This is a genomic window from Actinomyces sp. 565, from assembly GCF_010365615.1.
In the GTDB taxonomy this organism is placed as follows: domain Bacteria; phylum Actinomycetota; class Actinomycetes; order Actinomycetales; family Actinomycetaceae; genus Actinomyces.
In genome coordinates this window covers 1-12,517 of record NZ_PIZD01000045.1, presented here as the reverse complement: position 1 = coordinate 12,517, position 12,517 = coordinate 1, and the positions used below count along the sequence as shown (strand labels likewise).

General features: G+C 67.2%; 10 protein-coding genes. 9 read left to right on the top strand and 1 reads right to left on the bottom strand.

Annotated elements, in window-relative coordinates:
• Window positions 1–98: 98 nt before the first annotated feature.
• The gene (locus tag GZ997_RS06940; protein ID WP_238994332.1) at window positions 99–1,550 is read right to left on the bottom strand and encodes a lipopolysaccharide kinase InaA family protein; all 1,452 of its coding nucleotides are present in this window, start codon (window positions 1,548–1,550) and stop codon (window positions 99–101) included.
• Window positions 1,551–1,742: 192 nt separating this feature from the next.
• Between GZ997_RS06940 and lipB the strand changes: the two genes are divergently transcribed.
• The 9 genes from lipB to GZ997_RS06895 all read left to right on the top strand — a co-directional run bounded on the left by lipB (window position 1,743) and on the right by GZ997_RS06895 (window position 12,445).
• On the top strand, window positions 1,743–2,426 hold the full coding sequence (gene lipB, locus GZ997_RS06935) for a lipoyl(octanoyl) transferase LipB (protein WP_162679377.1): 684 nt from the start codon (window positions 1,743–1,745) through the stop codon (window positions 2,424–2,426).
• Window positions 2,427–2,534: 108 nt separating this feature from the next.
• Complete coding sequence (lipA, locus tag GZ997_RS06930; protein WP_219109397.1) at window positions 2,535–3,554, top strand: lipoyl synthase; 1,020 nt, start codon at window positions 2,535–2,537, stop codon at window positions 3,552–3,554.
• Window positions 3,555–3,584: 30 nt separating this feature from the next.
• Window positions 3,585–4,307 carry a DUF4191 domain-containing protein gene (locus tag GZ997_RS06925; protein ID WP_161924117.1) on the top strand — a complete coding sequence of 241 codons (723 nt, stop codon included), beginning with the start codon at window positions 3,585–3,587 and terminating at the stop codon, window positions 4,305–4,307.
• A gap of 145 nt (window positions 4,308–4,452) precedes the next feature.
• Window positions 4,453–5,877: a type I glutamate--ammonia ligase gene (gene glnA / locus GZ997_RS06920; protein WP_161924118.1), complete on the top strand. Its 1,425-nt coding sequence runs from the start codon at window positions 4,453–4,455 to the stop codon at window positions 5,875–5,877.
• Between the two features lie 101 nt (window positions 5,878–5,978).
• Window positions 5,979–6,926, top strand: coding sequence for an ABC transporter substrate-binding protein (locus tag GZ997_RS06915; protein WP_162679374.1), 948 nt, complete (start codon window positions 5,979–5,981; stop codon window positions 6,924–6,926).
• Between the two features lie 8 nt (window positions 6,927–6,934).
• On the top strand, window positions 6,935–7,915 hold the full coding sequence (locus GZ997_RS06910; protein WP_161924120.1) for an amino acid ABC transporter permease: 981 nt from the start codon (window positions 6,935–6,937) through the stop codon (window positions 7,913–7,915).
• Window positions 7,912–8,724: an amino acid ABC transporter ATP-binding protein gene (locus tag GZ997_RS06905; protein ID WP_162679373.1), complete on the top strand. Its 813-nt coding sequence runs from the start codon at window positions 7,912–7,914 to the stop codon at window positions 8,722–8,724. The genes GZ997_RS06910 and GZ997_RS06905 overlap by 4 nt, the downstream gene beginning before the upstream one ends.
• Before the next feature lie 80 nt (window positions 8,725–8,804).
• Complete coding sequence (locus GZ997_RS06900; protein ID WP_162679372.1) at window positions 8,805–9,140, top strand: CU044_2847 family protein; 336 nt, start codon at window positions 8,805–8,807, stop codon at window positions 9,138–9,140.
• On the top strand, window positions 9,137–12,445 hold the full coding sequence (locus tag GZ997_RS06895) for a CHAT domain-containing protein (protein ID WP_162679371.1): 3,309 nt from the start codon (window positions 9,137–9,139) through the stop codon (window positions 12,443–12,445). Before GZ997_RS06900 ends, GZ997_RS06895 begins: the two co-directional genes overlap by 4 nt.
• Window positions 12,446–12,517 lie beyond the last annotated feature (72 nt).

The window sequence follows — 12,517 nt, the reverse complement described above, 5'->3', positions numbered from 1 at the left end:
TTGGCTACCGCGGTGGCTGGCGGTTGTCGCGCTGGCACGCGTGCCAGCCGGCCCTTTAGAGTGCCCAGCTTCTGGACGCGGGCATAGACGTTGGTGCACTAGGCAGCGCGCACCTCGGCTACCCGCCACGGCCCGGGCACGAGTACCAGTACCACGGCGCGCGCCGCCTGCGCCGGCACGGTACGCACCGCGCCGTCCGCGGTCATCCGCGTCGACGGCGATTGGGACTGGCGGATCTGCACCGCCCTGGCACCGTCCCAGGTGAGCGCGCAGTCGGCAGGCAGTTCTACCTCCACCACGCTGAGCACAGAGGTGTCCAGGTCCGCGACGCTCTCCCCCGCAGCCGCTAGTGCCTCCAGCGTTGCGGTATCGGCCTCCGCAGCGGGCGAGCCGGGCACAGTCGTCTCCGCCAGCGCTGCGGGATCGGCCGCATTCAACGCAGCATCGCGCCGTGCCGTGAGGTTTACCACCACGTCGGTCAGGGACTCATCCCCGGTCTGCGCCGACTGCTCCGACTGCACCGGCTGCGCGGACGCGCTGGCCTGCACGTCAGAAGGCGGTACTACGTGTGCGGCCGGTCCCACGCCTAAGAGCCCTGCCGCCGCAATAGCGCCCAACAGCCCGACGAGGCAGGCTCCAGCCAGTCGCGCCACTGCGGCAACGCGACTGCGGCGGCGCGGGCGCAGCCGCCGCGAGGCGACGACGCGGGTGGGCCTGGCTGCCGCCGCGCGCAAGGCACCCGCGGCCAGGCGGGCGCCATCGGGCAGGACCAGGCGCCCTGGCCTGGCGATCTCGTGGGCGCGAGCCGCCAGGGCACGGGCGCTGGGACGCGATTGCGGGTCGGGGTCCAGCGCGTCGGCGAGGATCCGCGCCAAGCGTGTCTGCAGGGCAGCGGAGCCGGATGAGCACTCCCGCAGCAGGGCTGCAAGGGCATATACGTCGGATGCTGGCGTCGCCGGCCCGCCGCTGCGTCGCTCAGGGGCCGCGCAGCCGTCGGTCCCAGTTTCCAGCACGCCGCCGAACAGGTCCACCAGCACCAGCCCGCCCTCGGTGGTGACCATGATGTTCGCCGGCGAGACGTCCCCGTGCGCCACACCGTGAGCGTGCAAGTGGGCCAGAGCACTGCCGACGTCGTCCAGGACCCGGGCGGCCTCGGCGCGGGTCAGTCCGCCGCGCGCCCCGAGGACCACGGCAAGGTCTGCGCCGGTGACCAGGTCTACCGTGACGGCTGCGCGGTCTCCGGGAAGAAAGATGACGTCGCGCACGGGAGCGATGCCGGGGTGGACCAGCGTGCGCATCTCATTAAGACGGCGCAGTGTGCGCGCACCGCCGGCGTCATCGGGCAGGTCGAGCAGGTGTATGACCACGTCGCGCCCGTCGGCGTCCAGGCCCCGGCGCGGTGCGCGGCGCCCCGGCGTGTCAGAACCCATGGGTGCCCCGACCGCGAGTCCCGAGCCGGTGAGGGCGTCCAGGAGCTCAGGGGGTAGCGCGTGGGCGGCGTCGCCCCGGTGCTCCGGCCGGCGGCGGCCGCGGTGTTGTCTGGTTCCCATGACCACCATGGTCCCCGGCTGTCCCGGCCACGGCCAGAGGCAATTGCCGACCTGTGGATAACCCGTCACATCTTCCCTTCCCGGTCGTGGCCGGAAAGGCCTTTTTACGCGGCTAGGCCCCGTCGGCGGCTCGGTCGGCTGTGGGCCTGTCCCGCCCGGGAGGGAGTCGTCTAGGCTGCCGCCGTGCAGCAACTGGAGCGAGTCGACGTCGGCCTGGGGTCCAGGCTGGTGCCCTTCTCGGAAGGACTGGCTCTTCAGCAGCAGGTCCACGCCGCGGTAGCCGCTGGCAGGCCCGGCACGGTTCTGCTGCTGGAGCATGAGAGCGTGTACACGGTGGGGCGCAGAACCCACTCATGGGAGCGTCCCGAGGGCCCGCGGGTGGGCCCCGAGCAGGTGCCCGTAGTAGACGTTGACCGGGGAGGCAAGACCACGTGGCACGGTCCGGGGCAGCTCACGGCGTATCCGATTATTCGCCTCGCGCCGCCGATCGACGTCATCAAGTACGTGCGTGCGCTGGAAGCGGCGGTGATGGAGGTCTGTTCGGGTCTCGGTGTGAGCACCGTGCGTGTCAAGGGCCGCTCGGGAGTGTGGGTTCCGGCCGGCCTGAGGCACGACGGCAGCCGCGCGCCGGAGCGCAAGATCTGCGCCCTGGGGGTCCGGGTCGCCCGGGGCACGACCATGCACGGTATTGGCCTGAATGTCGCCCCCGATCTGGCCGCCTTTGACCTGGACCGTATTATTCCCTGCGGGATTACCGATGCCGGGGTTACCTCACTGGCCGCGGAGCTCGGCACCCGCTACGACTCCCTCCAGCTAGCCGGCCCGCTTATGTCCGCGCTGAGCAAACACCTGGCCCCGCTGATGGCCGACGCCTAGCACCGTTATCGGCGACACCCGGGCGACATCGTGGGCCCTCGGTCCCACTTCTCGCGGCAGCGGGCGTAAGCTGAGCAAACCATGGTCCTACGTTCCAGAGGAGTGCCAGTGCCCGACGCCGTCGCACCCGAAGGCCGCCGCCTGCTGCGCGTGGAGGCGCGCAATGCCCAGACACCGATCGAGCACAAGCCGAAGTGGCTGCGCACCCGCGCCGAGGTCACCGAGACCTACCAGGACGTGCGCAACCTGGTGCGCAGCAATGACTTGCATACCGTCTGCGCCGAGGCGAACTGCCCCAACGTCTACGAGTGCTGGAACGATCGCGAGGCCTCCTTCCTGGTTGCGGGCAGCATGTGCACGCGCCGCTGCGACTTCTGCAACATTGCCACCGGACGCCCCACGGAGTATGACCCCGGCGAGCCGGAGCGAGTAGCCAAGTCAATCGCCGAGATGCGGCTGCGCTACGCCACCGTGACTGGCGTGTGCCGCGATGACCTGCCCGACGGCGGTGCCTGGCTCTACGCCGAGACGGCCCGGCAGGTGCACGCACGCGTCCCGGGCTGCGGGATCGAGCTGCTGGTGCCGGACTTCCGGGGCCGCCAGGATGCCCTGCAGGAGGTCTTCAGCTCCCGCCCCGAGGTGTTCGCCCACAACCTGGAGACGGTGCCGCGCATCTTCAGGCAGATCCGCCCGGCCTTCTCCTATGAGGGCAGCCTGGACGTGCTGGCACGCGCGTCACGGGCGGGGCTGCTGACCAAGTCGAACTTGATCCTGGGAATGGGTGAGACCCGTGCCGAGATCGAGCAGGCGATTGCGGACCTCGTGGATGCGGGCGTCAACATCCTGACGATCACCCAGTACATGCGGCCGTCCAAGCTGCACCACCCGATCGACCGCTGGGTCAAGCCGCAGGAGTTCGTAGAGCTGGCGGCCCTGGCGGAGCAGATGGGGATCAGCGCGGCCATGAGTGGCCCGATGGTGCGCTCCTCCTACCGCTCCGGCATGCTGTGGGCGCGGGCCATGCAGGCCACGGGCCGGCCGATCCCGGACAACATGCGCGACCTGGCCGAGCCCGGCACCGCCCGTCAGGAGGCCTCCTCCCTGCTCGCCGGGCGCCAGGCCTCCTGACGGCCGCCGTCGTCGGCTAGAGTTGTAGGCGTGAGCACAGCCCAAAGCGCCCAGCCGAAGAAGAAGCGGCGCCTCGCACAGGTAGCCCAGAACCTCAAAGACTCCTATACGATCTCGCGGCGCAGTTACCCGTGGATCGGGTGGGCGCTTCTCGGCATCGCGGTGGCCCTGCTGGTGCTTGCCGGGGTGCTGGCCGCCGTTACCAGCCAGGCGCTGTGGTACTGGCTGCTGATGGCCGTGGTGTTCGCGCTCATGGCGGACATGGTCGTGCTCAGCCTGGCGACGCGCCGCGCCTCCTACATGCAGATCGAGGGGCGCCCCGGAGCCGTCAAGGCAGTGCTAGACCAGGCCGGCCGCGGCTGGTACGTGGAGGAGCAGCCGGTCGCCTTCAGCCCCAAGGGGCAGGACCTTGTGTGGCGGCTGGTGGGCCGCCCGGGCGTGGTGCTTGTGGCAGAGGGCTCCCCCGGCCGCACCCAGCACCTGATTGAGGAAGAGAAGAAGACCCTGCGGCGCATCCTGTCCACCGTGCCGGTGCACGTCATCTCCGTCGGCACCGCGGAGGGGCAGGTCAGGCTCATCCACTTGGAGCGCACTCTGCGGCGGCTGCCCACCAAGCCCACCAAGCTGACCAACACCGAGATCGACCGCGTGGCCAAGCGCCTGTCCTCCCTGTCCTCTAAGGGCCTGCCGATCCCGAAGTACCTGGACCCCAACAATATCCGCCCCGACCGCCGGGCGATCCGGGGCCGCTGACTCCCCCGCCGCCCGCACGCAACCCCATCCGCGCAGCGGCGAAACACCGCGGACACATTCGCGCCACCTTCGCGACACTACGCTGCCCTAGTCTGCCTGCACCCGCGGCGTGCTCACCAGACTCATACCCCGTTGGAGGAACTACATGTTCAGTGACGCTTCAGAAGCGCTGGCCTACATCGAGCGCGAGGGGGTGCAGCTGGTCGATGTGCGCTTCTGCGACTTGCCCGGGGTCATGCAGCACTTCACGATTCCGGTGGCCGCCTTCAAGGATGAGGCGCTCACCGACGGCCTCATGTTCGATGGCTCCTCGATCCGCGGCTTCACCGCTATCCACGAGTCGGACATGAAGCTCATCCCCGATGTCACCACTGCCTTCCTGGACCCCTTCCGCGAGCAGCGCACGCTGGTGATCAACTTCTCGATCGTGGATCCCTTCACCGACGAGGTCTACGCCCGCGACCCGCGTTCGATCGCCGCCAAGGCGGAGGACTACCTGCGCTCCACCGGCATTGCGGATACCTGCTACATCGGCGCCGAGGCCGAGTTCTACCTGTTCGACTCCATCCAGTACGAGACCACCCCGGCCTCCACCCGGTACCTGATCGACTCGGCGGAGGCGGCCTGGAACACCGGCCGCGATGAGCCGGGTGGGAACAAGGGGTACAAGACCGCTTTCAAGGGCGGCTACTTCCCCGTGTCCCCCAATGACCAGATGGCCGACCTGCGCGACCGGATCGTGAGCACCTGCATTGAGTCCGGGCTCGCGATCGAGCGCGCCCACCATGAGGTGGGCACCGCCGGGCAGCAGGAGATCAACTACCGCTTCGCCTCCCTGCTGGCCGCGGGGGACGACATGATGAAGTTCAAGTACATCGTCAAGAACGAGGCCTGGCGCAACGGCAAGACCGCCACCTTCATGCCCAAGCCGATTTTCGGCGACAACGGCTCCGGCATGCACACCCATCACTCGCTGTGGAAGGACGGCAAGCCGCTGTTCTTCGACGCGCGCGGCTACGGGCAGCTGTCCGACCTGGCCCGTTGGTACATCGGCGGCATACTCCGCCACGCGCCCAGCCTGCTGGCCTTTACCAACCCTTCGGTCAACTCCTTCCACAGGCTAGTGCCGGGCTTCGAGGCGCCGGTGAACCTGGTGTACTCGGCGCGCAACCGCTCCGCCTGCATCCGCATCCCGGTTACGGGCTCCTCCCCCAAGGCCAAGCGCATCGAGTACCGCGTGCCCGACCCCTCGGCCAACCCGTACCTGGCCTTCGCGGCCACGCTAATGGCCGGCATCGACGGCATCCGCAACCGGATCGAGCCGCGCGAGCCCGTGGACAAGGACCTGTACGAGCTGGCTCCCGAGGACTACCACGACATCGACAAGCTGCCGGGCACGCTCGACGAGGCCCTGGAGGCGCTTGAGGCGGATCATGACTACCTGACCGCGGGCGACGTGTTCACCTCGGACCTGATCGAGACCTGGGTCGATTACAAGCGCACCAATGAGATCGCCCCTATGCGGCAGCGCCCGCACCCCTATGAGTTCGAGCTCTACTACGACCTGTAGGCCGCGCCTCACGTCGACGCCGGCCCGACTGTTTGCATATCTATGCTCTGTTATGGATATCCTGTCGGTGGCTTTGGTCCGCTACCAGAAGGAGCCGTGTGATGACATCCGCCCTTGCCCGCGGGGCACGCCTGGTCGGCGGGTTGTGCCTGGCGCTCACACTGACGCTGCCGCTGTCCGCCTGCACGAATGCCGCCGACTGGCGATCCTCCCAGGCCGCCGGTGACGGCGCCTTCACTGGCTATGACACCTCCGGCATTCAGGCGCAGGAGGACATCATCGCCATGCTTCCCGAAGGCGCCCTGGCGGACGGCGTGCTGGACGTGGCCGCCTCCACGGACTACGCGCCCGCGGAGTTCCTGGACACCGACGGCACCGCAATCGGCTACGACGTGGACCTGACTAAGGCCATTGCCGCCGTCCTCGGGGTGGACTCCACCACGCATACCGCCGAGTTCGACTCCATCATCGCCGCCATCGGCTCGAAGTACGACGCCGGCATCTCCTCCTTCACGGTCACCGCCGAGCGCGAGTCCGCCATGGACATGGTGGCCTACATCAACGTGGGCTCCCGCTTCAACGTGGTGGCAGGAAACCCCGAGGGCGTGGACCCCTCCGACCACATGAACCTGTGCGGCCTGACCATCGGGGTGCAGACCGGTACCGCCCAGGAAGACGCGATGAACGCCGACTCCGCCGCCTGCACCGATGCCGGGCTGCCCGCGATCTCGGTGCGCTCCTACTCCTCCCAGTCGGAGGCCACCACGGGCCTGATTGGGCACGTGGTTGATGCCGTCTACTCCGACTCCACGGTGGCGGGATACGCCGTCGAGCTGACTGATGGGGCGGTGGAGACCGTAGGTGAGATCGAGGACGCCCTGCCCCAGGCCATTGTCCTGACCAAGGACGATCCGCAGTTCAACGCCGCCATACAGGCGGCCGTCCAGTACCTCATGGATTCCGGAACCTGGGAGGAGATCCTGAATGCGTGGGGCATTGAGGACGCCGCTCTTACCACCGCCGAGCTGAACCCGAACGTGGAGCAGTGATCACTACCATGACAACTCAGCCCGCTTCCGCCGCGGCTCTGTCCGGCACCGAGCAGCCGGTGCAACTGAACCGCCCCAAGCCGGTGCCGCGGCCCGGCACCTGGATCAGCGCCACGATTGTGGCCGTCCTGGGCGCGATGTTCATCCACGCACTGCTGACCAATGAGAAATTCCACTGGGGCACCGTGTGGTTCTTCTTCCGGGAGGTGCACGTGGTGCGGGCGGTCGGCTGGACACTGCTGCTGACCTTCCTGGCCATGCTGATCGGCATTGTGCTGGCGGTGACGACGGCGGTTATGCGGCAGTCCTCCAATCCGGTGCTGCGCGGCGTGTCACTGGCGTACCTGTGGTTCTTCCGCGGCACCCCGATATACACCCAGCTGGTGTTCTGGGGGGCGCTGTCGGCCCTGTACCAGTACCTGAGCCTGGGTATTCCCTTCGGGCCGGAGCTGATCACCTTCCGCACCACCACGGTGTTCACCCCGTTCGTGGCGGCGGTGCTGGGGCTGGGCATCAATGAGGGCGCCTACCTGTCCGAGATCGTCCGCTCCGGCCTGGCCAGCGTGGACCCCGGCCAGACCGAGGCGGCCGGTGCACTGGGCATGAGCAAGGGGCAGATTCTGCGCCGTATCGTGCTGCCGCAGGCCATGCGGGTGATCGTGCCGCCCACCGGCAATGAGACGATCTCCATGCTTAAGACCACCTCGTTGGTACTGGCGGTCCCCTTCACCCTGGACCTGACCTTCGTCACCAACTCGTATGCCTCCTACACCTACCAGACGATTCCCCTGCTGATCGTGGCGGCCCTGTGGTACATCATCATCACCTCGATCCTGATGGTGGGGCAGCACTTCATAGAGCGCTACTACGGCCGTGGCTTTGACGGCTCGTCCAAGTCCAGCGGCGGGCGGGGCATGTCCGCCCGCCAGCAGGCGATTCTCGACTCACACACCACCAAGGACTCCCCCTTCCTGGAGGTCACCCCATGAGCACATCGAACACGGCCGCGGCGGCGCAGTCCGGCGTCCCCAAGGTGCGTATTGCCGGCCTGCACAAGTTCTTCGGGGAGCTGCACGTCCTGAAGGGCATCGACCTGGTCGTAGAGCCCGGTTCGGTGACGGTGCTGGTGGGCCCCTCTGGGTCCGGCAAGTCCACGCTGCTGCGCTGCATCAATGAGCTGGAGACCATTGACGCCGGACGTGTGTGGGTGGACGGAGAGCTGATCGGCATGCGGGAGGAGCAGCGCCCGGACGGCACCGTGCAGCTGCACGCCCTGACGGATAAGCAGCGCGCCGCGCAGCGTTCCAAGATCGGCATGGTCTTCCAGCGCTTCAACCTGTTCCCCCACATGACGGCTCTGGGCAATGTCATTGAGGCTCCGATCCATGTGCGGCACATGCCCAGGGAGCAGGCACGTGCGCGCGGTGTGCAGCTGCTGGAGCGGGTGGGGCTGGGCGACCGGCTGGACCACTACCCCTCGCAGCTGTCGGGCGGGCAGCAGCAGCGGGTGGCGATCGCCCGGGCGCTGGCGATGGACCCGGAGCTGATGCTCTTCGACGAGCCCACCTCCGCCCTGGACCCCGAGCTCGTGGGCGAGGTGCTGCAGGTGATGCAGGACTTGGCGGCCGACGGCATGACCATGGTGGTGGTCACCCACGAGATGGGCTTCGCCCGGGAGGTCGGCGATCAGCTGGTCTTCATGGACGGCGGCCTGGTGTGCGAGTCGGGCAACCCGCTCGAGGTACTGGACCACCCCACTCAGGAGCGCACTCAGGCCTTCCTCGCGTCCGTATTGTGACCAGGTTGCGTGTGCCGCCCCTCCAGCTGCCGCTAGAGTGATCTGCGACACCTTCATTCCCACCGCTTCCCTGGAGCCTCATGGACACGCAGCTGATCAACGGTCGTATTGGTGACCAAGAGGTCCTCATTGAGGTTGTTCGTGCCCCCGGACGCGAGGAGCTGGCCGGTGTGCGGGACCGTGCGGCGGATCTGTTCGAGCGGGCAGGGGACGTGATTGAGGCCGCAGCGCATCAGGCCGCAGATACGGTCCGTCGAGTGTGCGACCAGGCGGAGCCACCCGATGAGATTACGATCCAGATGGGACTGAGCCTGTCTACCACTGGCACTGTCGTCGTCGCCTCCTCCACTACCACGGCTTCGCTGGCGGTATCCATGAAGTTCACTAACGTCTCCGGCAACCGGGGCGCCGTATGACAGCCGCCGCGGTGCCCGGTTACCTCGGGGTGGTTCTGAACGAGTCCGATGAGGCTGTTGGCACCTGCTGGTTGGCAAGTCCCGGGAAGGTGGTCACCGCGGCGCATGTTCTGAGCGCCGTCGGCGTGAATCTGGTGCAAGCGCACGCCGCACTGGCGGTACCCGACGCCGCAGCACCCGTCCCCGAGGGGAACTCCCCCGCTCCGCAGATCCGCCTGCGTCAAGGCTTGAGTTCCACCGCGGCAACCCTTCGCGCTCGCGTCCTGCACCTAGACCTGGTTCTGGACCTGGCCCTGCTAGAGGTGGAGGCCTCAACTTGGTCGGCCGAGCCAGCACGGCTCGCAACCACCGCTGGGATACAACCTGGTGCCGCCGTAAGCATTACCGGCGTCTCCAGGCGCCCCGATACTGCTGCCGAGCGCGTTGTTACTGCATCCAGCACCAGCGGACAGTTGGACGGCTGGGATTCCTCCAACGACGGCGCTGTTGAGCATTTGACCGTGAAGGCCTCCGGCGCGCAGCCGGGAATGTCGGGAGCGCCGGTCGTGCTGGCCGACGGCGGGGCTGTCATCGGCATGGTGACGAGCCGCTACAACTCCCCCGACGGCTGGGGCCGCGACCGGGTGTTCGCCGTCGGCGCGGAGTCGGTGGTCAGGTCATGCCGCCGCTGGCTGGAGGTTGAGCTTGAGGGTGAGCCGCGTCCCACCGAGGCCTTGCAAACGAAGATTCGCCTCGGGCCGGGTGACTTGGTAACAGTCTCCTGTTCGGCGCTGAGCGTCGAAGCGAGCGCGACGGTTAGTTCCAAGGCTGAACTGTTTGGTCCTGCGGAACGCCTACGGCTGGCTCGGGTCGGCCGCCCACTACCGGCGCATCATTCAGCGACCCAGGATCGGGACCGCACCCCACTGTTGGATGCGCTGGATGAGATGGGCGCCGCGCTCGCACGGGTCTTCCTGCCGGGTAAGGCTGGAGCAGCGCTCTCCCAAATCATTGCCAAGGCTGAGGCTCAGACCGTGCCCGTGGAGCTGGCGCTTGACGTCACCGCACGGCAGGACCTGCGCCACCTCCCCTGGGAGGCAATGCATGTGCCGGGAACCAGGCAGCCGCTGGCCCTGCATCACCTGGTTACCTTCTTCCGCAAGGCGGTGGCCTCCCCGGCCACGCGGCGCGTGCCCGGACCACTGCGGATTGTGGTGGCGATCGCCTCCCCGATTGAGGGCGGGGCCGATGCACTGGACTACCAGGCGGAGTTGCGGGCTATCACCACCGCCGTCCGCGAGGCGCGTAGCGCCAATGCGGGGGTCCGGATAGTCCAGTTCGCCACCACCGGGGAGATCCGGCGGGCTCTGGAACAGGAGAACCCGCACGTCCTGCACATCTCGGGTCACGGTGCCGCCGGCTTGCTCGTACTCGAGGACGAGCGAGGTGCCGCCCGGCGCGTCAGCGCGCAGGAGCTCATTAAGGAGGCAATCCCGGTTGGCGGTATGCCGCCGCTGATTTGCCTGGCCGCCTGTGAGACCAATGCGTCTGCGGATGCAGAGACTGCCTCCTTCGCCGATGAGCTTGTGGCTGCCGGGGCGCCGATTGTCATTGGCACGGAGGACGCGGTCTCTGACCACTATGCCACCCTGGTGTTCTCCAAGGTTTACGCCGAGCTTGCTGCGGCGCCGCAGCCGGATCCTGTTTATGCCCTGGCCCAGGCGCGTCGTGAGGTCGGACGGATATGCGCCGAAAGCTCGAATCCGCGCCATCAAACCGAGCAGGTGCTGGCGGGCTGGAGCGTGGTAACCGTCCAGGCCTCCAGCTGCGGGCAGCAGATCACCGCGCCACCAGAGAAGAAAGCGCAGTCGTCGGTGCCGCTGGCTTCCGTGCGCGCGATGAACTCACTGCCCTCGTTGGGCACCGGATTCTTCGTGGGACGACGCCGGGAGCAGCTGCGCGTGCCCCGATTGCTGCTCTCCGATACCCATGCCGGCGTGGTGTTTCACGGGATTGGAGGCATCGGAAAGTCAACACTGACCGCAGAGGTCCTCCGCCGTACCGCTGAGCTGCAGCCGGTGCTTGTGGTTGATATGAGTGGCACGGTATTAGTTGAGGAGCTCTTCCAGCGCATCGTGTCCCGCCTGCGCATCACCTTCAGTGATCAGCTCACCGATCCCGAGGTGAACCAGTTGCTGGGACTGCTGGCCAACACCAAAATCGGTTGGTCCGAGCGCCTGGAACTGCTGCAAGGCACGCTGCTGCAACAACTTCCCCTCATCCTGGTACTGGACAACTTCGAGGACAATCTCACCTTCACCGACGGCGCCTATCGCCTGACCGATCCCCTGCTTGCCGAGTTCCTGGCGCAGTTCCTGGCTGCTCCCGGCCGTGGCAGGCTGCTGGTGACCTGCCGTTACCGCTTCACCCTGCCCGAGGACGCTACGACGGCGCTGGAGTGGATTGCCCTGGAGCCCTTGAGCTTTGCCGAGACCACTCACCTGGCCTGGTCCTTGCCGCAGCTGGATGCTCTGGATATCTCCGATCTGCGTACCCTGTGGGCGGGTGTGGGCGGGCATCCCCGAACCCTGGAGACAGTGGATGCGCTGCTGAACCGGGGAGTGGGACGCCTATCCCGAATCACCACCGAGTTGCGTGGACGGCTCCGCAGCAGCCTTCCCGAAGGCGTTAGTCCGGAAGAGTGGCTGGCGGAAGGGCGCACGCTTGATGCCGCCATTGCCGACTCCGTCACGGTCGCGGCCGACGATGTGCTTCTCCCCCAGTTGCTGGAGACCCTGAGCAGCGACGCTCAACGCCTCCTGCTGGGTATGGCTGTATTCCGTGAGCCGGTCAATGCGGCCGCAGTACTCTTCGCCGTGGGCGATGAGGTTCCTCCCGCCAAGGCCTCTGCCGACGAGGATGCCTCTCTCGGCCTTCCGACCACAGATCTGCCGCTGCACGATCTGCTCCATGAGCTCGTTGGATCCACGCTGCTTACGGTCATCACTCCCGGGGACGGCGAGGACACCAGATTCTTCGTCCATCGGTGGCTGGCAGAAGCCCTGGAACGCGTTGCGGCTACCACGCGCCCGAATGCCGAGGTGGAAGAGCTCGTCGCCGAAAGGCATCGACGCGCCGCCGAGTATTGGCGTTGGAGCTACCGGATGCGCCCGCAAGATGCCAGCTCTGGTCCCATGGATGCGCACGACTTGCTCGAGGCACGGCAACACCACTCCCTCTCTGGTGACGCGGAAGCGGCCGATGATGTTGCGCAGATCGCTGCGACTATTCTTCACACCATCGGCTGGTGGGATGAGGAACACTGAGCCTTTCTCATCAGGGGAGGTTGTTGTTCAGGTTGAGTATGACTAGGGCGGTGGCGGTGATGTTGGTGATGG

What these genes read in the sequence shown, in the direction of transcription:
- GZ997_RS06915 (WP_162679374.1), top strand. Translation starts at nt 5,979, where the DNA reads ATGACATCCGCCCTTGCCCGCGGGGCACGCCTGGTCGGCGGGTTGTGC.
- glnA (WP_161924118.1), top strand. Translation starts at nt 4,453, where the DNA reads ATGTTCAGTGACGCTTCAGAAGCGCTGGCCTACATCGAGCGCGAGGGG.
- GZ997_RS06910 (WP_161924120.1), top strand. Translation starts at nt 6,935, where the DNA reads ATGACAACTCAGCCCGCTTCCGCCGCGGCTCTGTCCGGCACCGAGCAG.
- GZ997_RS06905 (WP_162679373.1), top strand. Translation starts at nt 7,912, where the DNA reads ATGAGCACATCGAACACGGCCGCGGCGGCGCAGTCCGGCGTCCCCAAG.
- GZ997_RS06895 (WP_162679371.1), top strand. Translation starts at nt 9,137, where the DNA reads ATGACAGCCGCCGCGGTGCCCGGTTACCTCGGGGTGGTTCTGAACGAG.
- GZ997_RS06940 (WP_238994332.1), bottom strand. Translation starts at nt 1,550, where the DNA reads ATGGGAACCAGACAACACCGCGGCCGCCGCCGGCCGGAGCACCGGGGC.
- GZ997_RS06900 (WP_162679372.1), top strand. Translation starts at nt 8,805, where the DNA reads ATGGACACGCAGCTGATCAACGGTCGTATTGGTGACCAAGAGGTCCTC.